The sequence below is a fragment of the Desulfuromonas sp. KJ2020 genome (assembly GCF_024197615.1).
In the GTDB taxonomy this organism is placed as follows: Bacteria; Desulfobacterota; Desulfuromonadia; order Desulfuromonadales; family SZUA-540; genus SZUA-540.
In genome coordinates, this window is sequence record NZ_JAKUKE010000001.1 from 442,772 (window position 1) to 463,282 (window position 20,511).

At 58.0% G+C, this 20,511-nt stretch carries 22 protein-coding genes and 1 tRNA gene; 11 read left to right on the top strand and 12 right to left on the bottom strand.

Annotated elements, in window-relative coordinates; all coding sequences use genetic code 11:
• Window positions 1-49 precede the first annotated feature (49 nt).
• A complete protein-coding gene (nifD, locus tag MJO47_RS01995) occupies window positions 50-1,492 on the bottom strand; it encodes a nitrogenase molybdenum-iron protein alpha chain (protein WP_253959444.1) in 1,443 nt (480 codons plus the stop codon).
• Between the two features lie 178 nt (window positions 1,493-1,670).
• On the bottom strand, window positions 1,671-2,549 hold the full coding sequence (gene nifH, locus MJO47_RS02000) for a nitrogenase iron protein (RefSeq protein WP_253959445.1): 879 nt from the start codon (window positions 2,547-2,549) through the stop codon (window positions 1,671-1,673).
• 610 nt (window positions 2,550-3,159) lie between these two features.
• On the opposite strand from nifH, the gene MJO47_RS02005 reads away from it, so the two are divergent.
• Window positions 3,160-4,374 (top strand): ammonium transporter, encoded by a 1,215-nt coding sequence (locus MJO47_RS02005; protein ID WP_253959446.1) that lies wholly within the window; start codon window positions 3,160-3,162, stop codon window positions 4,372-4,374.
• A 24-nt stretch (window positions 4,375-4,398) separates the two neighbouring features.
• Here MJO47_RS02005 and MJO47_RS02010 read toward each other — a convergent pair whose 3' ends face one another.
• The 6 genes from MJO47_RS02010 to MJO47_RS02035 all read right to left on the bottom strand — a co-directional run bounded on the left by MJO47_RS02010 (window position 4,399) and on the right by MJO47_RS02035 (window position 7,688).
• Window positions 4,399-4,839 (bottom strand): peptidylprolyl isomerase, encoded by a 441-nt coding sequence (locus tag MJO47_RS02010; protein WP_253959447.1) that lies wholly within the window; start codon window positions 4,837-4,839, stop codon window positions 4,399-4,401.
• On the bottom strand, window positions 4,839-5,273 hold the full coding sequence (locus MJO47_RS02015; protein WP_253959448.1) for an ADP-ribose-binding protein: 435 nt from the start codon (window positions 5,271-5,273) through the stop codon (window positions 4,839-4,841). Before MJO47_RS02015 ends, MJO47_RS02010 begins: the two co-directional genes overlap by 1 nt.
• A 5-nt stretch (window positions 5,274-5,278) precedes the next feature.
• Window positions 5,279-5,572, bottom strand: coding sequence for a hypothetical protein (locus MJO47_RS02020; RefSeq protein WP_253959449.1), 294 nt, complete (start codon window positions 5,570-5,572; stop codon window positions 5,279-5,281).
• Between the two features lie 18 nt (window positions 5,573-5,590).
• Window positions 5,591-5,833 carry a hypothetical protein gene (locus MJO47_RS02025; RefSeq protein WP_253959450.1) on the bottom strand — a complete coding sequence of 81 codons (243 nt, stop codon included), beginning with the start codon at window positions 5,831-5,833 and terminating at the stop codon, window positions 5,591-5,593.
• Between the two features lie 127 nt (window positions 5,834-5,960).
• A complete protein-coding gene (draG, locus tag MJO47_RS02030; protein WP_253959451.1) occupies window positions 5,961-6,875 on the bottom strand; it encodes an ADP-ribosyl-[dinitrogen reductase] hydrolase in 915 nt (304 codons plus the stop codon).
• Between the two features lie 12 nt (window positions 6,876-6,887).
• Window positions 6,888-7,688 carry an NAD(+)--dinitrogen-reductase ADP-D-ribosyltransferase gene (locus MJO47_RS02035; protein WP_253959452.1) on the bottom strand — a complete coding sequence of 267 codons (801 nt, stop codon included), beginning with the start codon at window positions 7,686-7,688 and terminating at the stop codon, window positions 6,888-6,890.
• Window positions 7,689-7,916: 228 nt separating this feature from the next.
• On the opposite strand from MJO47_RS02035, the gene MJO47_RS02040 reads away from it, so the two are divergent.
• The 10 genes from MJO47_RS02040 (at window position 7,917) to MJO47_RS02085 (ending at window position 15,088) form a co-directional block, all read left to right on the top strand.
• On the top strand, window positions 7,917-8,246 hold the full coding sequence (locus MJO47_RS02040; RefSeq protein WP_253959453.1) for a metalloregulator ArsR/SmtB family transcription factor: 330 nt from the start codon (window positions 7,917-7,919) through the stop codon (window positions 8,244-8,246).
• Window positions 8,247-8,323: 77 nt separating this feature from the next.
• Complete coding sequence (locus tag MJO47_RS02045) at window positions 8,324-8,743, top strand: arsenate reductase ArsC (RefSeq protein WP_253959454.1); 420 nt, start codon at window positions 8,324-8,326, stop codon at window positions 8,741-8,743.
• A 117-nt stretch (window positions 8,744-8,860) separates the two neighbouring features.
• Window positions 8,861-9,919 (top strand): ACR3 family arsenite efflux transporter, encoded by a 1,059-nt coding sequence (gene arsB / locus MJO47_RS02050; protein WP_253959455.1) that lies wholly within the window; start codon window positions 8,861-8,863, stop codon window positions 9,917-9,919.
• Window positions 9,920-9,973: 54 nt separating this feature from the next.
• Window positions 9,974-11,293 (top strand): permease, encoded by a 1,320-nt coding sequence (locus MJO47_RS02055; RefSeq protein WP_253959456.1) that lies wholly within the window; start codon window positions 9,974-9,976, stop codon window positions 11,291-11,293.
• 47 nt (window positions 11,294-11,340) lie between these two features.
• The gene (locus tag MJO47_RS02060) at window positions 11,341-11,577 is read left to right on the top strand and encodes a thioredoxin family protein (RefSeq protein WP_253959457.1); all 237 of its coding nucleotides are present in this window, start codon (window positions 11,341-11,343) and stop codon (window positions 11,575-11,577) included.
• A 36-nt stretch (window positions 11,578-11,613) separates the two neighbouring features.
• Entirely contained in the window at window positions 11,614-12,018 is a 405-nt protein-coding gene (locus MJO47_RS02065; RefSeq protein WP_253959458.1) for a co-chaperone YbbN, read from the top strand.
• A gap of 54 nt (window positions 12,019-12,072) precedes the next feature.
• On the top strand, window positions 12,073-12,774 hold the full coding sequence (locus MJO47_RS02070) for a cytochrome c biogenesis CcdA family protein (RefSeq protein WP_253959459.1): 702 nt from the start codon (window positions 12,073-12,075) through the stop codon (window positions 12,772-12,774).
• Window positions 12,775-12,788: 14 nt separating this feature from the next.
• Window positions 12,789-13,253 carry a rhodanese-like domain-containing protein gene (locus MJO47_RS02075; RefSeq protein WP_253959460.1) on the top strand — a complete coding sequence of 155 codons (465 nt, stop codon included), beginning with the start codon at window positions 12,789-12,791 and terminating at the stop codon, window positions 13,251-13,253.
• A 255-nt stretch (window positions 13,254-13,508) separates the two neighbouring features.
• Window positions 13,509-13,760 (top strand): helix-turn-helix domain-containing protein, encoded by a 252-nt coding sequence (locus MJO47_RS02080; protein WP_253959461.1) that lies wholly within the window; start codon window positions 13,509-13,511, stop codon window positions 13,758-13,760.
• Complete coding sequence (locus MJO47_RS02085; protein ID WP_253959462.1) at window positions 13,760-15,088, top strand: type II toxin-antitoxin system HipA family toxin; 1,329 nt, start codon at window positions 13,760-13,762, stop codon at window positions 15,086-15,088. Before MJO47_RS02080 ends, MJO47_RS02085 begins: the two co-directional genes overlap by 1 nt.
• A gap of 239 nt (window positions 15,089-15,327) precedes the next feature.
• Here MJO47_RS02085 and MJO47_RS02090 read toward each other — a convergent pair.
• The 4 genes from MJO47_RS02090 to nifJ all read right to left on the bottom strand — a co-directional run bounded on the left by MJO47_RS02090 (window position 15,328) and on the right by nifJ (window position 20,354).
• Window positions 15,328-15,403: transfer RNA gene (locus MJO47_RS02090), tRNA-Asn, on the bottom strand.
• 92 nt (window positions 15,404-15,495) lie between these two features.
• Complete coding sequence (locus MJO47_RS02095) at window positions 15,496-16,086, bottom strand: ATP/GTP-binding protein (protein ID WP_253959463.1); 591 nt, start codon at window positions 16,084-16,086, stop codon at window positions 15,496-15,498.
• 13 nt (window positions 16,087-16,099) lie between these two features.
• Entirely contained in the window at window positions 16,100-16,597 is a 498-nt protein-coding gene (locus MJO47_RS02100) for a roadblock/LC7 domain-containing protein (protein ID WP_253959464.1), read from the bottom strand.
• A 175-nt stretch (window positions 16,598-16,772) separates the two neighbouring features.
• Complete coding sequence (nifJ, locus tag MJO47_RS02105) at window positions 16,773-20,354, bottom strand: pyruvate:ferredoxin (flavodoxin) oxidoreductase (RefSeq protein ID WP_253959465.1); 3,582 nt, start codon at window positions 20,352-20,354, stop codon at window positions 16,773-16,775.
• Window positions 20,355-20,511 lie beyond the last annotated feature (157 nt).

Consider the following 20,511-nt stretch of genomic DNA (forward strand, 5'->3'; position numbering starts at 1 on the left):
GTTTTCGAAACCGGGCGTGATAAATCACGCCCCTACATCGCGTCACGGTTTAAAACGGGCTTTTGACCAGGCCCCAGGTCGGGCTGTTGATCGCCATGTCGATATCGCGGGCGAAGATCTTGAACCCTTCGTAGCCGTGATACGGGCCGGAGTAGTCCCAGCTGTGCATCTGCCGAAAGGGGATGCCCGCTTTCTGGAACACGTACTTCTCCTTGATGCCGCTGCCGACCAGGTCGGGCTTGAACTCTTCGACGAACTTCTCCAACTCGAACTCGGAGACGTCGTCGTAGATCAGAGTTCCCTTGGCCATCTCCGGAGCGGTGCGATCGTAGTCGTCCTGGTGGGCGAACTCGTATCCCGCGCCGGTGATCTGGATGCCGAGGTCCTCGTAAGCGCCGATGGTGTGTCGCGGGCGCAGGCCGCCGACAAACAGCATGGCGGTCTTGCCGTCAAGGCGTGGCTTGTACTCGGCGATCACCTCGTCCATCTCCTTGCGGTACTTTTTAATCACTTTTTCGACATTCTTCTTGATCTTGTCGTCGAAACGCTCGGCGATGGCACGCAGGCTCTCCTCGATCTTGGTGGGGCCGAAGAAGTTGTACTCGAGCCAGGGGATACCCCACTTCTCTTCCATGACCTTGCACATATAGTTCATGGAGCGGTAGCAGTGGATCAGGTTGAGCTTCACCGCGTGGGTGGCGCCGATCTTCTCGACCTCGCCATCTCCGGTCCAGACCGACTTGACGTTGAGACCGATCTCCTCAAGGATGGGCTTGGCCGCCCAGACGTCGCCGCCGATGTTGTAGTCGCCGATCAGGGCCACGTCGTAGGGTCCGGGCTCCTCCCGGTACTGGTACTTGCCGATGATGTGGTCACGGATCGAGTCGTTGGAGATGTGGTGTCCCAGCGACTGGGAAACGCCGCGAAAACCCTCGCAGTTGCAGGGGACCACCAGCTTGTCGAGTTCGATTTCCATTTTTTTGGCGACGGCGTTGATGTCGTCACCGATCAGGCCGACCGGGCACTCGGAGAGGATCGACATCCCCTTGTTGAGCGGAAAGAGTTCATCGGCCTCGCGCAGCAGGGTTTCGAGTTTCTTGTCGCCACCATAGACGATGTCACGCTCCTGGAAGTCGGAGGTAAAGTCCATCGGGAAGGAGGTGACGCCCGGGATGCCCTGCATCAGGTTGCGCCGGGTTCCCCAGCTGTAGACGCCGCAGCCGATTGGGCCATGGGAAACGTGGACCATGTCACGGATCGGTCCCCAGACCACGCCCTTGGCACCGGCGTAGGCGCAGCCGCGCTGGCTCATAACGCCCGGAACGACCTTCTTGTTCGACTTGACCGCGCAGGGGGAGGCACTTGGCTCATTGGCGCCGAGGTGCGGCGCTCGCTTCTTGGCGGCCTTGGCGGGCATTTTGGCCAGAGTCTCCGCGATCAGTTTTTCGGTTTTTTCCTTTGTCACGCCCTTGATGGGCTTTCTCTCAGCCATAGGGTGTCTCCTTATTTACTTCAACGAAATATTCTTCTAACTCTTCGCCTCTAGCGGCGGGCAAGTTGCCCTCAGATCAAGGCGCCGAGTTGGACGGCGGGGGAGGCGTAGCAACGCTACGTCGAGCGTGCTGGCCAGGGCGGCAACGCCGAGCTGGGGGCAAATCGGCCGCTGCCGATCAGGCGTTTTCCGCCTTGCCAACCACCGACTCATCCTCCGCCTCCATGATGCCAAACTCCAGCAGCAGGTCTTCGAGCTCCTCCATCTCCAGAGGGGTCGGCACGACGAACATCTCGTTATCGACGATCTTCTGGGCCAGAGTGCGATACTCCTGGGCCTGTTTGTGCTCCGGCGAGTACTCGATGACGGTCATGCGGCGCAGTTCAGCGCGCTGGACCTGATTGTCGCGCGGCACGAAATGGATCATCTGGGTGCCGAGACGTGCGGCCAGGGCTTCGATCAGGTCGGCCTCGCGGTCGGTGTTGCGGCTGTTGCAGATCAGGCCTGCCAGGCGGACACTGCCGGAGGAGGCGTACTTGACGATTCCCTTGCAGATGTTGTTGGCGGCATACATGGCCATCATTTCGCCGGAGACGACGATGTAGATTTCCTGGGCCTTGTTCTCACGGATCGGCATGGCGAAGCCGCCGCAGACCACGTCACCGAGGACGTCGTAGAAGACGTAGTCGAGATCGGGGGTGTAGGCACCCTCTTCTTCGAGGAAGTTGATGGCGGTGATGACGCCGCGGCCTGCACAGCCGACACCCGGCTCGGGGCCGCCCGACTCAACGCACATGACGTCGCCGTAGCCGCGCTTACAAACATCTTCCAGTTCCAGATCCTCCACGGTGCCGAGTTCGCGGACCTTGTCCATAACGGTGTCCTGAGCCTTGGCATGCAGAATCAGGCGGGTCGAGTCGGCTTTAGGGTCGCAGCCGATGATCAGGACCTTTTTGCCAAGGGAGGCGAGTCCGGCCACGGTATTCTGAGTCGTGGTGGATTTGCCGATGCCGCCTTTGCCATAGATTGCGATCTGACGTAGCTTTTTTTCTGCCATGATGATGTCCTCTCTTTTCCGTTATTGTTTGTGCGGTCTGCCAGCGACAGATCCAGGGCGGCATCCCCGTTGATGTGTCCAAATCTGCCTTGCGGCAGGCTGCTAAAATGACAACGCCCCATCTGGAAAGTCCGGATGGGGCGCCGTTGCCCGGCGGCTCCGTCATGGGACCGCCAACCAGTTCTTGCATCAAAAATAAAACGCCCTGAGGGGATATCCCGCCGGGCGCCGTTGCCTGCTTTACCTGAGTCACTGCTTTGTGTCTCGGAAAAAATTTTTGGTTTTGTCTTCCTGTTTGCAGAAGCCATGCCAGTTGTGCATCGGTGTCCCTCACTTCGGGTGGCTGATCCCTTCTGAACCGCTTCGTTGCGAGCCATAGTCCAACTTTCACCACCCTCCCGCGACCGCCAATTGTCCTGCGCGACGGCCCTCGTCGCAGGGGCTACGTGCTTAAAAAACAAGCTATCCTGCCCAAAAAAACACCCCCGGCCCCGCTGCCTTCCCCTATAAGTCCCCGTTTTTACGTCAATGCCCGGCGGCATGAAGCTTGAAATAGGGGAATCGTCCGGAATCAATGGCGCTCCGGCCCCTAAAACAAGGAGGTTTTAAGATGGACATGGCGGTCGAATCCCTGGTTCATAGCGGGGACGTACTCTTTCTCATGCTCGGGGCGGTCATGGTCTTTGCCATGCACGCCGGATTTGCTTTTCTCGAAGTCGGCACCGTCCGGCGGAAAAGCCAGGTCAATGCCTTCGTCAAGATTCTTACCGACTGGTCAGTATCAACGGTAGTCTATTTTGCCGTCGGCTTTCCCATCGCCTATGGCATTCATTTCTTCCACCCGGCCGCGGATTTGCTCGCCGCGGATCAGGGCTATCAACTGGTACGATTCTTTTTTCTCCTCTGCTTCGCCGCCTGCATACCCGCTATCATTTCCGGCGGCATTGCCGAGCGGGCCAAGTTCTGGCCGCAGGTAGCGGCCGGAGCCGTTTTTGCCGCGGTGATCTATCCCCTGTTCGAGTCGCTGATCTGGGGGCAGAACAGCTCTGGTCTTCGGGCTTTTTTCGAGCAGAATCTGGGCGCCCCTTTTCATGATTTTGCCGGCAGCGTGGTGGTTCATTCCATGGGAGGGTGGCTGGCCCTGCCCGCTATCATCATCCTTGGCGCCCGCAAGGGACGCTTTGTCAAAGGACAGAGCCGGGCCATTCCGATCAGCAACATTCCCTTTCTCGCGCTGGGCAGCTGGATTTTGGCTGTCGGCTGGTTCGGCTTCAACGTCATGAGCGCCCAATCCCTGACCGGCATATCGGGGCTGGTCGCCCTGAACTCGCTGATGGCCATGGTTGGCGGCGTCCTCTTCGCCCTGGTCGCCGGTCGCAATGACCCCGGCTTCGCCCACAATGGCGCGCTGGCCGGCCTGATTGCCATCTGTGCCGGATCGGACATTCTTCATCCGATCGCCGCCTTCGTGGTCGGCGGCATCGGCGCCCTGATTTTTGTTTACGGGTTCCAGTGGGAACAGGAAAAACTGAAGATCGACGACGTGCTCGGAGTCTGGCCGCTGCACGGCATCATCGGCACCTGGGGAGGCATTGCCGCCGGCATTTTCGGCTACCCCCTGCTGGGCGGCCTGGGAGGCGTCAGCTTCCTGTCCCAGGTGGCGGGCAGTGTACTGGCCATTTTCTGGGCGGTCGCCATGGGTACCTTGGTCTACGGGGCCCTCAAGAAAATTTTCGGCATCCGCCTCAAGGAAGAGGAGGAGTTCCGTGGCGCTGACCTCTCCATTCACCGCATTGACGCCTATCCGGAAGAGCACGTCAAGTAGCGATTTTGGGGGCAGGGAGGCTCGTCAGCTCTTCTCTCTGGAAATGGAATCCACCTTTAGAGCAAAGGTCAGATCGAGACCGGCCAGAGGGTGGTTGCCATCCAGAGTGATGCAGCCTTCCTGCACCCGTATCACACGCATGGGCAGCAGGTCCCCGTTTTTCAGGGTGAGTTCCACCTGCTGCCCAGGCTTGGGCTGAGACCCGACGGGGAGCTGATTCTCGCTTAAGGTCAGCAGATTCTCCTTGCGATGGGGCCCGTAGGCCTTCTCGGCGGGGATAAGCAGATTCTTCACCTCGCCGGCGGCCATTCCTACCACCGCCTCTTCCAGAGCGGCAAAGACCTCGCCGGCGCCCAGAACGAAGGACAGGGGTTCACGGTCAGTGGTGCTGTCGAAAATGCGGCCGTTATCGAGGGTGCCGATGTAGTGAATGGCCACCCGGTCGCCGCTGCGGGCTCTTTTCATCATGTCTCCTTTCGGCTGATGATCCAGAAACGATCATCGAAATAACGTGCGAGGAGGGGTCTGACCTCCTTCCACGACAATCCGCCACCTCCACAACCAGGCCGCGGCACGATGATACGCGGCCACCCCCGGCCATCGGCCAAGTCCCTGAGCTGCTGGCAGGAACACTCAATGATCCGGAGGTCGGGAACCTCGTAAGGGCTGTTCTCCACCGGAAAGCTTACCAATCCCCCCGTCAGCGCGAAAACCCGGTTTCCGTTGTGGCCAATAAGACACCCCAGCGTTGCCGCCAGACCCGGGAAGCGATCCCGGGCTTCACGGGCGCAGCCCCTCGGCATGGCGCACTCCCCTTTGGGGGTAACGAGCCCGCCGGTGGTGATGGCGATCACGCCGTGGCCGAAATAATCCCAGAGCTCCCCTTCGATCTCCTGCATGCCGCTTACCCCCTGAGAATGTGACGCATGGTTTCGTAGAGGGCATCGTAGACCTCCTCGCGAGTGGAGATAAAAGCGGGGATGTCGTTGTTGAGAATATCCTCAAGATGCTCGAGCACCAGCCCGTCATCCGACTGCAGGGCATCCATCACCGCCGTGAACATGGGGAGTACTTCGTACAGATCATAGCGGTCAAAGGGCCGAGGATCTGGTTTGCCGGAGAACTTGGGTTGCTCCCGGGTTGCCTTTTTACGGGGATAGCGATACTTCAGGTCCGAGGGTTTGATCATAACGCCCATGGGAGGTCCTCCTTGTGGTCAGGATCCGCAACCGGAGCAACCGGATTTCTTGCAATGCGGGACAATTTTTGGGGTGAGCCGGTCAGGGTCACCAAGGCAGGCAGCGATGCTTTCGCGCGTCACCTGCCAGACGCCGTCGATTTCCTGCCCGGAAAGCAGGTTCTGCTTGAGCATCATCAGGATACGCACCGGGGTGGTGTTCAGTTCCCGGGCGGCTTGAGCTACAGTCAGCCGGGAAGACGGACAGGATGTTTCGGTCATGGGTTATCTCCTTGTCAGGTGCTAAAAAAAAAGCCTGCACGAAACCACAAAGGTCTCTGCAGGCGCCATTGCCTGTATCTCCATTGGCCTTGACCGGACGATTTTTCGAGGGAACCAGGGGTACGAACTAAAATCCCTGCTGCGCCAGAGGGGAGAGCAGCGTGAGTTTTTTGGCCTTCTCTTCCACCTCCATACGGGTGGTACGATCGAGCTGTTTAAGCCACCTGGCGGGAATCGAGGCGGGCCCGTAAAAGGCGCCGGCGATCATACCCGCGATTGCTCCCGTGGTGTCGGCATCCCCTCCCTGGTTGACCACGCCGATCAGGCAGTCCTCAAAGGTGGCGGTGGTGAAGAGATAGTGGAACACCGTCTGCATCGTCTCCACCACATAGCCGCTGGCGCGCCCTCGGTAGGTGCTGAAACGGAAGGTGGGGAACTCGCTGCAGAGCTGCTGGGTTTCTCCGTGCAGCTCAAAACGGTCGGCCCCGAGCAAGGCCTTCTGTACCATCTGTCCGGCAGTCAGACAGGCCGCGTCAGACAGCGGGTGGTGGTGCGTCAGATGGGCCTGCTCCAGGGTGCAGCGCCTAAACAGGTCCTCGTCACCCAGGGTGTAGAGCGCGACCGGAGCCATTCTCATCACCGCCCCGTTACCCGCATCCCAATCATTCTGCGGTCGCTGAATGGTGCCGTTGAGCATATAGTCCCGGATCCCCTTGCGCACCGTGGCGCCGATGTCCACCGGCTTGCCGCGCATCCAGGCGACGAATTGGTCGGCAATTCCCGTCAGGTCCCAGGTCCCTGCTTCTTCGATGGCCCGGGCGATGCGCAGGGACATCTCCGTATCGTCCGTCACCTGCCCCGCCTTGAGGCCGAGCCAGCCACCGCCAATAATCTTACGGTGCACCCCGTATCGGTGGGCGATCTCCGCCGGTGTCATGAACTCGGTGGTGGCGCCCAGGGCGTCACCAATGGCCACCCCCAGAAAAGCCCCTCTGGCCCTCTCCAGGATCACCTCCCTGGCACGGCTGCTCTGTTCGGTCATGCGCTCCCCTGTTCAGCCGCCGGTAAGAATCTTGATCTCAAAGTCCCCGCCGATGACCAGCACTTCTTCTTCGCCCTTAAGCAGTGCCCTCGGAAGCAGATCACACCGAAAAAAGATTTTGGGCGTCGGCACCTCGACCTGCATGACCCGTGTACCGAACTCCCAGGCCCGCTCAAAATCGGTAGTGAAAGAGGTCAGGTTGTTCAACCGGATCAAATGCCGGTTCTTGCCCAGGGGTTTGAGAATGCGCTGCTCCGAAAAATCCTGCACGCCGCGAAAGAGGGTGCAGTGCCCCAGCCCGCCTTTTTCTCTCTCCAGTTCATATTGGCCGAACTCATAGAGCAGGTCGAGCTGCAGCAACAGAGCGCTGGTGCGCGCCGACCCCTTCATGCGTTCGGTCAGGTAGCGGAAATAGGCCTCGCCATGGATATCCTCGATCGGCCCCTTGTGATACGTGGGAGGCAGACCGATGCGACTCTCCACCCAGCCTTTGAGAACGGCGCCCTCGATGGAGTTGGCGTCGAACATCCATCCCCGCAAAAAACGTAGGTAGCTGTTTTTCAGGCTCTTACGGCCTCTTTCCGTCGCCTGCTGCTCCCATTGATGCAGCTGAAAGCTGACATCCATGTAGTCATGAAACTGCAGGCCGCGCTTTTCACGGGTTTCCAGACAAGCCAACTGGTCAAAGAGCAGTCGGTGCGCCGCTCGCACTCCCTGAATCTCCAGCCGCTGCGGATGGCTATTGAAGGCCGGGGAGGCGATCACCCAGGGAGGCAAATTGCACCGATTGATGGCGGCGGACGAAAAAGGCACAGAACGCTCCCATGCGATAAAAAAACAGCCAGCAGGTGCTGATCCTTTAATCACTGTGGTGTCAGAAGAGCTGTTGATAACCCGCTATAGGCCTTTTTTGACACCGTCTGCCTGTAACCTTTCAAAAGACGTGCCTTTTGCATGATGACAACGCTTTTTTAGATAGCGAACCTTGGGAGTATCATAAAACCACTTGACCTTATCCGCATAGGCGGATACATTCTCCCCATGAAACAGACAGCGAAACGATTCAAAGCCCTTTCCGACGAAACCCGCCTGCGCATTCTTGCCCTGCTGGCGACAGGCGAACTGTGCGTCTGCGACCTGATGGCCGTCCTCGAACTGCCCCAGTCGACGGTCTCCCGCCATCTGGCCACCTTGCGCAATGCGGCCCTGGTGGATGACCGTCGTCAGGGGGTGTGGATGGTTTACCGGTTGACGGTCTCGGACCGGTTTCTGCTGGAGCAACTGGAAAAGCTTGCCCTCACCTCGCAAGGACAAGAGGATCAGGTCGCCCTACAGGACTTTCTGGCGAAGAAAAATACAGGATGCGCCTGATTTTTTTGGCACCAAATATCCGCTCATGCGGATTTACGGCATGAGCGGACCGTTTATTTTACGAAAGGGAAATCCCCGTGAAAAAAAAAGTGCTCTTTCTCTGCACCCACAATTCCTGTCGTTCGCAGATGGCCGAAGGGCTGGTCAATCACGATCTTGGTGACCGCATTGAGGCTTTTTCCGCCGGCACCGAAGCGACCCGGGTCAATCCGCTGGCCGCCAAGGTCATGACGGAGATCGGCATCGACCTCTCCAGCCACTCTTCCAAGACGCTGGATCAATTCGCCGCGGAATCTTTCGACTACGTCATCACCCTGTGCGGCGATGCCAACGAGAAGTGCCCCCTCTTTTTCGGCGGCGTTGAGCGGCTGCACATAGGCTTCGAAGATCCTTCCCGTCTCCCCGGCAGCGAAGAGGACGTTCTCCCCGAGTATCGCCGGGTCCGGGATGAGATCCGCCAGGCCATGCAGAAATTTTTCGCCAGGGAATTGCCGTAGGGGCGTGATTTATCACGCCCGCTTGTTGCGCCCCCTACGCATCGTCATCATCAGTCGGCACAGGGCGCAATAAAAAACCAGGGCGCCATGAATGGCGCCCCTACAGGGATTTATTTTATGTCTGCAACTCTCTCGAAACGACTCTCTTTTCTTGATCGTTACCTCACCCTGTGGATTTTCGTGGCCATGGCGGTGGGGGTTGGCGCCGGCTGGCTGATCCCCGGCGTCAAGGATTTCGTCAATATCTTCACCGTCGGCACCACCAATATCCCCATTGCCGCCGGCCTGATTCTGATGATGTACCCGCCCTTTGCCAAGGTGCGCTACGAAGAGATGCCTGATGTCTTCCGCAACAAGAAGATTCTCGGGCTTTCCCTTATCCAGAACTGGGTGATCGGCCCCATTCTCATGTTCATCCTCGCCATCGTCTTTTTGCAGGGCTACCCCGAATATATGGTCGGCCTTATCCTCATCGGGCTGGCCCGCTGCATTGCCATGGTTATCGTCTGGAACGAACTGGCCGACGGCAACAGTGAGTACGCCGCCGGGCTGGTCGCCTTCAACAGCGTTTTTCAGGTCCTCTTCTTCAGCGTCTACGCCTGGTTCTTCATCACCGTCCTGCCACCCTTCTTTGGGCTCGAAGGGGCAGCCATCGACATCACCATCGGGGAAATCGCCGAAAGCGTTTTTATCTACCTCGGCATCCCTTTCCTGGCCGGGGCTCTGACCCGCCTGATCGGGGTCAAAATCATGGGTCGCGAGCGCTATCATGCCGAGGTGGTGCCGCGCATCAGCCCCATCACCCTGATCGCCCTGCTGTTTACCATTGTGGTGATGTTCAGCCTGAAGGGGGATCTCATCGTGCAGATTCCGCTCGACGTAGTGCGTATCGCCATTCCCTTGCTCATCTATTTCGTGCTCATGTTTCTGGTCTCCTTCTTGATGGGCAAAAAGGTGGGAGCCGACTACAGCCGCACGACGACTCTGGCCTTTACCGCCGCCAGCAACAACTTTGAGCTCGCCATCGCCGTAGCCATCGCCGTCTTTGGTCTCAATTCCGGGGCCGCCTTTGCCGCCGTCATTGGGCCCCTGGTGGAGGTACCGGTGATGATTGGCCTGGTTCATGTCGCGTTCTGGTTCCAACGTCGGTACTTCGCTGGCAATGTCACGTTTTGATTTTCCGGCCGGCAGTTTTCGGCCGCACAACTACCTTCCCTTGCGAGATGCCTCATGAACTGGAAACAGGAATGGAAGCCCCTGGCCGCCATCGTCGCGGTCTTTGCCGCCTGCTACTGGCTGCCGGTGGACTGGCTGCAGGCCAGTCGCCGGGTTGAGAACGCCCTGTGGGAATCGTTGCATCTGGTTAAATGGTATGCCCAGGAACACGTTCTTCTCTGCCTGGTCCCGGCCTTTTTCATTGCCGGTGCCGTTGGCGTCTTCGTCAGCCAGGCGGCGGTGATGAAATATCTCGGTCCCAAAGCCAACAAACCCCTGGCCTACGGCGTCGCCTCCGTTTCTGGCACCATCCTGGCGGTCTGTTCCTGCACCATCTTGCCTCTCTTCGCCGGCATCTACCGCATGGGGGCGGGACTCGGTCCGGCCAGCGCCTTTCTCTATTCCGGCCCGGCCATCAATATCCTGGCCATTGTGCTGACCGGGGCTGTGCTCGGCCCTGAAATGGGCCTGGCCCGTGCCGTGGGCGCCGTGACCTTCGCCATTGTCATCGGCCTTCTCATGCACCTCATTTTCCGCAAGGAAGAGCTGGCCAAAATTGACGCGGCCGCCGCCATGCCCGAGCCCGAAGTGGCGCGCCCCCTCTGGCAGAACGGCCTCTACTTCGCCAGCATGGTCGGCATTCTCGTCTTCGCCAACTGGGGGAAGCCCGCCGACCCCGTCGGCCTGTGGCAGGCCCTTTATGAAGGCAAATGGATCATCACCTCCTTGTTCAGCCTAGCCCTTGCAGCTATTTTGGTAGCTTGGTTTCATGTGAGCCCGGTGCGGATGCTTATGGCCGCCTTGCCCGTCGTTGTCCTGGCCCTTGCCTTTCCAGAGCAGCCGATCCTCGCTTTTGTCGCCGGTTTCCTCGGCCTCTCCGTCCTCACCGCTAACGGCAAGGATGAAGAGGGCGAACTCCAGGAGTGGTTCTCTACCAGTTGGGATTTTGCCAAGAAGATTTTACCTCTGCTTTTCTGGGGCGTGCTGGTGGCCGGCGCCCTGCTCGGTCGCCCTGACCATGAGGGCCTTATTCCTTCTGGCTGGATTGCCAGTCTGGTGGGGGGCAACTCGCTCTGGGCAAACCTCTTTGCCTCTGTGGTCGGCGCCTTCATGTATTTCGCCACCCTGACGGAAGTCCCCATTCTGCAGGGTTTGATCGGCGCCGGCATGGGCAAAGGGCCGGCTCTCGCCCTGCTGCTGGCCGGCCCGGCGCTCTCGCTGCCGAACATGCTCGTCATTCGCAGCGTCATGGGTACGAAAAAAACCGTGGTTTTCGTTAGTCTGGTCATCACCATGGCCACCATTTCTGGCCTGCTTTACGGCGCCATCTTTTAGTTCCACAGGCACCACGCGATCTGCCCCTATCAAAAAGGAGACAAACAATGAAAAAAATCCAGATTCTCGGCACCGGCTGTGCCAAATGCAACGAATTGGCCGCCAACGCCAAAGAAGCCGCGCAGACTCTGGGCGAAGAAGTCGAGTTTGAAAAGGTCACGACCATCAACGAGATCATGACCTTCGGCTGCATGACCACGCCAGGTCTCGCCATCGACGGCAAAGTCGTTTCTCAGGGCAAGGTACTCAAGCCCGAGCAGATCATGAAACTCCTGCAAGCCTGATATCTTCGCACCATCAACCTGCCGGGAGGTTTACCGATGTCCATCCGCACCCTTTTTGTCGCGGCTTTCACAGTCTTTTTTGTCCTGAGCCTAACCGCTTGCAACAAGGCTGATTCCGCCGGATCCCGACCGGATACAGCCCCTGCCCCCGGGGTGGCGACCGGTGTGCCGCGCCTCGTTGATCTGGGCGCCGACAAATGCATTCCCTGCAAAATGATGGCGCCGATTCTGGATGAGCTGGAAAAGGAGTATGCCGGTCGGATGGACGTGGTGTTCATCGACGTCTGGAAGAACCGGGAGGAGGCCACCCGCTACGGGGTTCAGCTCATCCCCACGCAGATTTTTTACGGTCCCGACGGCAAGGAACTTCACCGGCATCAGGGCTTTATCGGCAAGGAAGACATCCTCGCTACCTGGAAACAACTCGGCTACAATTTCTAAAATCGTTCCCGTGGTCGATCCTGAGGCTTCATTTCCAGGCAAAGGACTTTAGCGATGGAATCCCTCTTTGTCGCCCTTAATCAAGCGGTCACCGGCTCGCCGCTGCTCGCCCTTGCGGCCGCGCTGGTCTGGGGCGTTCTCAGTGTCGTTCTTTCCCCCTGCCATCTGGCCAGCATTCCCCTGATTGTCGGCTTTATCGACGGCCAGGGAAGGATGACCACGAAGAGGGCTTTTCTCATCTCCACCCTGTTCGCTTTCGGCATCCTGCTCACCATCGCCTTGATCGGAGTCATCACCGCCTCCGCTGGACGCATGATGGGCGATCTTGGACCCTGGGCCAACTGGTTCGTCGCCGGCATCTTTATCCTGGTCGGACTGCACCTGCTCGACTTTATCCCCATGCCCTGGTCGGGACCCGGCCAGGTCGGGATGGCGCGCAAAGGGATGCTGGCGGCGTTCCTGCTCGGTCTCATTTTCGGTATCGCCCTCGGACCCTGCACCTTTGCCTACATGGCCCCGATGCTCGGCGTCGCCTTCGGCCTGGCCGCCGACAACATGCTATACGGAACATCGCTCCTGCTCGCCTACGGCATCGGTCACTGTGCCGTGATCGTGCTGGCGGGCACCTTCACCGAAATTATCCAGCGTTACCTGGACTGGAACGAAAAATCCAAAGGGGCGGTCATCCTTAAAAAGATTTGCGGTATTCTCGTGATAGCGGGCGGCCTGTGGCTCATCTACAGCGCCCCCTTTTAACTGGAGGGAGAAACATGAAAACCTGGACAAGGTACACCCTGATGCTCCTCGGTGCGACTCTTCTATTCACCACCACAACGCTGGCGGCCGAGACCATCTCGCTTGAGGATTATCTTCTTAACTACACCTATGAATCCCGCAAGGACATGAAGGCAACCAGCAGGCAGGTGATCGACTGGGTCGAGGATGGCAAGGCCGTACTGGTCGATATCCGCTTCAAGGAAGAACAGCAGACCTGGGGTGTCAACTTCGGTTTGAAGATTCCCCTGAGCGAATTGCCAAAACGGTTGGCCGAACTGCCCAAAGACAAGATTATTGTCGCCGCCTGCCCCCATAAGGACCGGGCCATCATCGCCATGGTCTACCTGCGCACCCAGGGCTATAAGGCCCGCTACCTCACCGACGGTCTGATCGGACTGATGGAAAACCTGCGCGGAGAAGACGCGCTTTATTTTCAAGAACTACTGAAAACGCCATAGCCGTGAAGTCATTCCGAAGTTCTGCTTGCACCAAAACAACAAGGGCCTACAGCCTTTGACAGCTATTCTATGGGCAATCGCCCCCTCAGAGGGGGCGATTGCCTGCCCTTCTCGCCATACCTCTTCGTCGCCACCATATAGGCCAAAGACTATGTTTTGTATCTATAGCCCTTAGCCTATTTTCCCCCGATATTGGCTATTGACTATATTTCAATTTTATAGCTAAATACCTATGGGATACGACAGGAGGACAATATGGACCAAAGAATCATTTCAACACAACACTTGGGAGAGGCGCTTCGGGCTGCCAGGAAGAAGATGGGGATAACCCAACAGCAGGCCGCCAAGTCGGTGGGTCTGGATCAACCTTCGATGTCGAAGATCGAGCGGGGGGAATCGAAGGCGCGCATCGACACGCTCTTCCGGCTGTTGGCGGCCCTGGATCTTGAGCTGATCCTTCAGCCACGGCAAAAATCGCTGGACGAGAACGAAGGAGACCGCTGGTAATGGGGCGCAAACGGATCGCCGCAGAGATGTTCATCTTCATGAACGGCCAGAAGGTGGGCAGACTGCTCCAGAATGCGGCCGGCAAACTGGAAATGACCTATGCCGAGGAATGGCTGGGCGCCGAAGCCCGCCGCCCACTTTCCCTCTCCTTGCCGTTGAGCAGCCAGAAGCACTCGGGTTTGGTGGTCGAGAACTTCTTCGACAACCTGCTACCGGACAGCCAGCCGATCCGGAACCGCATCCAGGCACGGTTCGGCGCGAGAACGAACAGGAGCTTCGATCTGTTATGGCACATCGGCCGGGAGTGCGTTGGCGCCCTACAGCTCTTTCCAGAGGATGCCGCCATGGATGTCCGCAGAGTTGACGGGGAGCCGCTCACGGAGGCGCGGATCGCAGAGACGTTGCGCAACTACAGGACCATGCCTCTGGGCATGGGCACGGACACCGAGTTTCGCATCTCGATGGCGGGGGCACAGGAGAAGACGGCCCTGCTTCACCTGGACGGCGGGTGGCATCGGCCACAGGGGGCCACCCCAACCACTCACATCTTCAAGCTACCGATCGGCCGTATCGAACACAGCAACATGGATCTGAGCGACAGCGTCGAAAACGAGTGGCTCTGCCATCTGATCCTGAAGGCCTACGGAATTCCGGTCGCGGGCGCCGAGATGGCAACTTTCGACGGCGTAAAGGCATTAGTAGTCGAAAGATTCGACCGTCGCTGGGCAGAGGACCGCTCCTGGATTATCCGCCTGCCGCAGGAGGACATGTGCCAGGCCCTGGGCGTACCTCCTGCATTGAAATACGAAAGCGATGGCGGGCCCGGCATCGGGAGAATCATGGAACTCCTCTTCGGGTCCAGTGAGGGACTTGCCGACAGACGCACATTCATGACTTTGCAAGTCATATTCTGGTTGCTCGGCGCCATTGACGGCCACGCGAAGAACTTCAGCATTTTCCTGCTTCCCGGAGGAGCTTTCCGGCTCACTCCCGCCTACGACATCCTATCTGCCTACCCCCTCGTCGCCAAACGGCAACTGGAACAGCCCAATCTGAGGATGGCCATGGCCGTGAATGGAAGGAACCGGCACTATGCCTGGGCAAGAATCCTGCATCGCCACTGGCTGGGAACGGCTCAAGCCTGCCGACTCCCCGCAGAAGAGATGGAGACCATTGTCGGCGACCTCCTGGACAGGATGGACGAGGTGATCCAGACTGTTACGGAACAGCTACCCCCTTCTTTTCCTGCCGATACCGCAGGCCCAATCCTGGATGGGATGAGGGAAGCGCGCGACCGCCTCATCCGCTCCCAACCGCAAAAGGATTAAAAAAGACCCCGGGACCCCCGACATCGTCGATGGGGCGGTGCTCGAAGTATGTCAGCACATCGATTCGCGTCCGCTGCACCGCCACCACGCTCTCAAGCTGCCGCGCACGGCACTGGCGCCGCGTTCCGGGTCTGAAGGTGGATCACTGCTGGAGAGAAACTCTTCAGAATGATTTTCTTGGTACTTTTTGCTCACATAAAAAAGGGCCTGCGAGTGATCCTCGCAGGCCCTTGATTTTTTGGCTCCCCGGGCCGGACTCGAACCAGCGACAGGGTGGTTAACAGCCACCTGCTCTACCGACTGAGCTACCGGGGAATGTGTGACAGGCTGGGAATATACTGGATTGCCCTGGGGCTGTCAAGTTTTTTGTGCCCTCTTTTTTCCTCGTTTTTGGAGCACGGTAAGCCCTAGCGGCCCCCTTTTTTGAGATCTACGAGAATCAGTTTAGCCACCGCCTTGAGCGTCTCGAAAACTCCTTCACCAGTGGTGGCGCAGGCCTCAAAGTCGGGCACATTGGTCGGGTTGAGCAGGCTTCGCAGCTCTTCCAGAGACGAAACGTTGGGAAGATCCCGCTTATTGTATTGGATGACGAAAGGCAGGTTTTCAAGCTGATACCCTTGTTCTTCCAGGTTGACCTTGAGGTTCTCGAGGCTCTCGATGTTGGCATCGAGGCGTTCTTCCTGGGAATCCGCTACGAAGACGACGCCGTCAACCCCTTTGAGGATGAGCTTACGGGAGGCATCGTAGAAGACCTGACCCGGTACGGTATACAGATGAAAACGGGTCTTGAAGCCACGAATTTCTCCCAGGGCCAGCGGCAGAAAGTCGAAGAACAGGGTCCGTTCTGTCTCCGTTGCCAGAGAAATCATCTTTCCTTTGGACTCAGGTGCCGTCTTCTGGTAGACGAACTGGAGATTGGTCGTCTTGCCGCAAAGGCCCGGCCCATAATAGACGATTTTGCAGTTTATTTCGCGTGAAGCATAATTGATAAAAGACATGCTGGCTTACCTCTCAGCTGAAGAGGTTATCAATGTCATCGTCGGTGATTTCGGCAAAAGGACTCTGGAAATCGCCACCGGATTCCATCTCTTCTGCCTTCTTTTCCAGATCCTGAAAAATATCACCCAACTCATCGCTGGCCTTTTTGACGCGAAGACGGACCAGTCCAAGCGAACTGCGCTGGTCGAAAATCACCACCAGAATCACCCTGCCGGCGACAATGGAGATATGCAGGTTGTCTTTTTCCCCTTCGTGAAAAAGGATGGAAAATTCCTTCTCGCCGATGAGTTTGGCCAATCCGCCCGTCGCCGCGATATTTCCTGCCGTCAAGGAGGCCAGGCTGGTCGTATCCAGATGTTCCGTCTCGCCGACGGCGGTGATCAACTGGCCATTTTTATCGACCAGAAAAATAACCTTGGCGTTGGCTTCCCGCAGCAGTTTCTCAATGGTCGCGTTTATTCTTTTCAATTCCTCGTCATACATGACGAGCGATGATTGTGGGCCAAACATGCCAATGCTCCTTGATAGGGTTTGCGCACCAGCGGATTTTATAGCATCTATCCCCTTAACTATCAAGGTCTTTTAATGACTTAGGATCTGCAAGAAGGAAGGGCCTGTCCTCAAATTATTCCAAAAAAAACTCCCGGCAGTTTCCTGCCGGGAGTTTGAATCACCGAGTTGTCACTCAGTCTTTCTTGCCACAATCGACCTGCATATCGGCCAGCTTTTTGTAGAGATCGTAGCGGGCGGCCGTTTCGGCATTGGCCTGCTTCATCAGACGGCCAGCCACTTCGGGATCGGCTTTCTGCAGCACTTTCCAGCGATTTTCCCCGGTGGCAAACTCCTCGAAGGAAATGCTGGGTTCCTTGCTGTCGAGCTGCAGGGGATTCTTGCCCTGGTCGGCTAGCCGGGGATCATAGCGGAATAGAGGCCAGTGACCGCAGGCTACCGCCTTTTTACACTCATCCACGGCGGTGGTCATGTTAATGCCGTGAGCGATGCAGTGGCTGTAGGCAATGATGAGTGAGGGTCCGTCATAGGCGTCTGCTTCCAGCATGGCTTTGACAACCTGGGCTGGGTTGGCCAGAGAAACTTTGGCGACATAGATGTTGCCGTAGGTCATGGCGATCATGCCGAGATCCTTTTTCGGCATGCGCTTGCCGCCGGCGGCAAACTGAGCCACCGCGCCCAGAGGCGTCGATTTGGAGGCCTGACCACCGGTGTTTGAGTAAACTTCGGTGTCGAGGACCAGTACGTTGACGTTCTCCCCGGAAGCAAGGACGTGATCGAGGCCACCGTAGCCGATATCGTAAGCCCAGCCATCGCCGCCGTGGATCCAGACCGACTTCTTGACCAGGTAATCGGCCACGGACAGCAGGTTCTTGCTGTCGGCATCAGGACACTTCTCCAGGGATTTTTTCAGTTTGGCGACCCGGGCGCGCTGCGCCTCGATCTCTTCCTGGTTGGTCTGCGGCGCCTCTTTGATCTCCTTCATCAGGGGCAGGCTTTCCTTGCACCCTTTGCAGTCACAAGAAGACAGCTTGTCGAGAAGCTCAAGCGCATACTGGTTGAATTTGTCGATGGTCAGGCGGAAGCCAAAACCGAACTCGGCGTTGTCCTCAAACAGGGAGTTGCTCCAGGCCGGACCCAGACCGTCTTTGCGCTTGCTCCACGGGGTGGTGGGCAGATTGCCGCCGTAGATAGAGGAGCAGCCGGTGGCGTTGGCGACGACCATGCGGTCACCGAAGAGCTGGGAGCAAAGCTTGACGAAAGGCGTCTCTCCGCAGCCGGCACAGGCGCCGGAGAACTCGAACATCGGCGGCAGCAGCTGGCTGCCCTTCACCGTAGCCCGGTTAAACAGCGTCGGATCGGTGTCCGGAAGGCCCAGGAAGAATTCGAAGTTTTCGCGCTCTGTTTCGCGCAGAGCCACCTGCTCCGCCATATTGATGGCTTTGTGGCCTTCTTGAGTCTTGCTCTTGGCCGGGCAGTTGTAGACGCAGGCACCGCAACCGGTACAATCTTCGACCGCTACCTGCAGAGTGAATTTTTTCCCTTCTACGTCCTTGCCCTTGGCACCGCACGACTTGAAGGTCTTGGGAGCACCCTTGAGATCAGCCTCGTCATAGATCTTCATACGGATGGAGGCATGCGGGCAGACAAAAGAACAGATGCCGCACTGGATGCACAGCTCTTCATCCCAGGTCGGTACAGAGACAGCGATGTTGCGCTTCTCGTACATGGCCGTCGCCGTGGGGAAAGTGCCGTCGGTAGGCATGGCTGAAATGGGCAGTTTGTCGCCCAGGCCGTCGATGATGGGACCGAGGGTTTTCTGCACCGTCTCCGGCGTGCCGGCCCACTTGCCGATCTGCATCTCGATGGTGCTGTCGGCCTTGGCCGGAACCTTGACTTCCTCGACATGCTGCGCACCGGCGTCGGCCGCCTCATAGTTCATCTTGACGACCTTCTCACCCGCCTTGCCGTAAGACTTGTCAATGGCATCCTTGATTTCCTTGAGGGCCAGATCGAAGTCGATGATGCCGGAGATCTTGAAGAACGCCGACTGCATGATGACGTTGATGCGGGGACCGAGGCCAATCTTGTTGCCCAGGTGGACGCCGTCAATGACGTAAAACTTAAGTTTCTTGTCGATGATCTGCTGCTGCACCTGCTTGGGCAGATGGGCCCAGACCTCGTCCTTGTTGTAAGGGCTGTTGAGAAGGAAGGTCGCTCCATTCTTGGCGCGGCCAAGCATGTCGTACTTCTCGAGGAATGAGAAGTTATGGCAGGCGACGAAATCGGCGCTGTCGATCAGGTAGGTGCTGCGAATGACCTCTTTGCCGAACCGCAGGTGGCTGGTGGTCATGCTGCCGGCCTTCTTGGAGTCATAGACAAAGTAGGCCTGCGCATTGTTGTCCGTGTTTTCGCCGATGATCTTGATGGAGTTCTTGTTGGCGCCAACGGTACCGTCGGAACCGAGACCGTAGAACATGGCAGCATAGACGTTCTGGGGCACCTTGTAGTTCGGATCGAAATCGAGGCTTTTGCCGGTGACATCGTCTTTGATACCGACGACGAAGTGGTTCATCGGCTTATCGGCTTTAAGATTGTCGTAAACGGCCTTGGCCATGGCCGGGGAGAACTCGTAGGAGCCGAGGCCGTAGCGGCCGCCGACGATTGTCGGATAACCCTCGAAGGAGAAGGTTCCCTCGGACATGGCCTCACCGATGGCGGTCCGCACATTGTGGTACAGAGGCTCGCCCATGGAGCCGGGCTCCTTGGTGCGGTCGAGTACAGCGATTTTTTTGACCGTCTTGGGCAGAGTCTTGACGAAGGCCTCGGTCAGATAAGGGAGGAAGAGGCGTACTTTGAGCAGGCCGACCTTCTCGCCCTGGGCATTGAGATGCTCAACCAGCTCATGGATGGTCTCGCAGGACGAGCCCATGGCCACGATGACCCGCTCGGCATCCGGGGCGCCGACATAATCGAACAGATTATACTGGCGACCGGTCAGCTTGGCGAACTTGTCCATCTGGGCCTGAACGATGCCGGGCACCTTGTCATAGTAGGCATTGACCGTCTCACGCCCCTGGAAATACACGTCGGGGTTCTGGGCGGTGCCGCGCAGAACCGGATGATCGGGCGAAAGACCGCGGGCACGATGCGCGCGCACCTGCTCGTCGTCGATCATCGCCCTCATGTCGTCCATGGACAGGGCTTCCACCTTCTGGATTTCGTGCGAGGTGCGGAAGCCGTCGAAAAAGTGGAGGAAGGGGATGCGCGACTCGAGAGTGGCGGCCTGGGCAATCAGGGCAAAGTCCATGACTTCCTGAGGATTGTTCGAGCACAGGAAGGCCCAGCCGGTAGAACGGCAGGTCATGACGTCGGAGTGATCGCCGAAAATGGACAGGGCCTGGGCGGCAATGGCGCGAGCCGACACATGGAAGACCGTCGGCGTCAATTCACCGGCAATCTTGAACATGTTGGGGATCATCAGAAGCAGCCCCTGCGAGGCGGTAAAAGTGGTGGTCAGGGCACCGGCCTGCAGAGCGCCGTGAACCGCACCGGCCGCGCCACCTTCGGACTGCATTTCGACGACCTTGGGAATCGTGCCCCAGATGTTTTTTTCACCCACCGCACTCTTTGCGTCGGAGATCTCACCCATAACCGATGACGGCGTGATGGGATAGATGGCGATAACCTCGTTGGTAGCATGGGCTACATGCGCCGCCGCAGTATTGCCGTCAATGTTTACCATAGTGCGCGACATGAACTCCTCCTTTTGCGTGTTAATGAATCTGTACCCGATATTCCGGATGGGCTCGCCAGGAAAAATCTGGCCAGCGGTGGAATAGTCGGCTTTTCACAAATTTTCACCCAATGGCTGCAAAACGCCAGGCGCAATGCAAAACCGTAACAGTATAGCA

Excerpts from the sequence above, each read along its gene's own strand:
- nifD (WP_253959444.1), bottom strand. The coding sequence starts at position 1,492 with ATGGCTGAGAGAAAGCCCATCAAGGGCGTGACAAAGGAAAAAACCGAA.
- nifH (WP_253959445.1), bottom strand. The coding sequence starts at position 2,549 with ATGGCAGAAAAAAAGCTACGTCAGATCGCAATCTATGGCAAAGGCGGC.
- MJO47_RS02005 (WP_253959446.1), top strand. The coding sequence starts at position 3,160 with ATGGACATGGCGGTCGAATCCCTGGTTCATAGCGGGGACGTACTCTTT.
- MJO47_RS02010 (WP_253959447.1), bottom strand. The coding sequence starts at position 4,839 with ATGAAAAGAGCCCGCAGCGGCGACCGGGTGGCCATTCACTACATCGGC.
- MJO47_RS02015 (WP_253959448.1), bottom strand. The coding sequence starts at position 5,273 with ATGCAGGAGATCGAAGGGGAGCTCTGGGATTATTTCGGCCACGGCGTG.
- MJO47_RS02020 (WP_253959449.1), bottom strand. The coding sequence starts at position 5,572 with ATGGGCGTTATGATCAAACCCTCGGACCTGAAGTATCGCTATCCCCGT.
- MJO47_RS02025 (WP_253959450.1), bottom strand. The coding sequence starts at position 5,833 with ATGACCGAAACATCCTGTCCGTCTTCCCGGCTGACTGTAGCTCAAGCC.
- draG (WP_253959451.1), bottom strand. The coding sequence starts at position 6,875 with ATGACCGAACAGAGCAGCCGTGCCAGGGAGGTGATCCTGGAGAGGGCC.
- MJO47_RS02040 (WP_253959453.1), top strand. The coding sequence starts at position 7,917 with ATGAAACAGACAGCGAAACGATTCAAAGCCCTTTCCGACGAAACCCGC.
- arsB (WP_253959455.1), top strand. The coding sequence starts at position 8,861 with ATGTCTGCAACTCTCTCGAAACGACTCTCTTTTCTTGATCGTTACCTC.
- MJO47_RS02055 (WP_253959456.1), top strand. The coding sequence starts at position 9,974 with ATGAACTGGAAACAGGAATGGAAGCCCCTGGCCGCCATCGTCGCGGTC.
- MJO47_RS02060 (WP_253959457.1), top strand. The coding sequence starts at position 11,341 with ATGAAAAAAATCCAGATTCTCGGCACCGGCTGTGCCAAATGCAACGAA.
- MJO47_RS02065 (WP_253959458.1), top strand. The coding sequence starts at position 11,614 with ATGTCCATCCGCACCCTTTTTGTCGCGGCTTTCACAGTCTTTTTTGTC.
- MJO47_RS02070 (WP_253959459.1), top strand. The coding sequence starts at position 12,073 with ATGGAATCCCTCTTTGTCGCCCTTAATCAAGCGGTCACCGGCTCGCCG.
- MJO47_RS02075 (WP_253959460.1), top strand. The coding sequence starts at position 12,789 with ATGAAAACCTGGACAAGGTACACCCTGATGCTCCTCGGTGCGACTCTT.
- MJO47_RS02080 (WP_253959461.1), top strand. The coding sequence starts at position 13,509 with ATGGACCAAAGAATCATTTCAACACAACACTTGGGAGAGGCGCTTCGG.
- MJO47_RS02085 (WP_253959462.1), top strand. The coding sequence starts at position 13,760 with ATGGGGCGCAAACGGATCGCCGCAGAGATGTTCATCTTCATGAACGGC.
- MJO47_RS02095 (WP_253959463.1), bottom strand. The coding sequence starts at position 16,086 with ATGTCTTTTATCAATTATGCTTCACGCGAAATAAACTGCAAAATCGTC.
- MJO47_RS02100 (WP_253959464.1), bottom strand. The coding sequence starts at position 16,597 with ATGTTTGGCCCACAATCATCGCTCGTCATGTATGACGAGGAATTGAAA.
- nifJ (WP_253959465.1), bottom strand. The coding sequence starts at position 20,354 with ATGTCGCGCACTATGGTAAACATTGACGGCAATACTGCGGCGGCGCAT.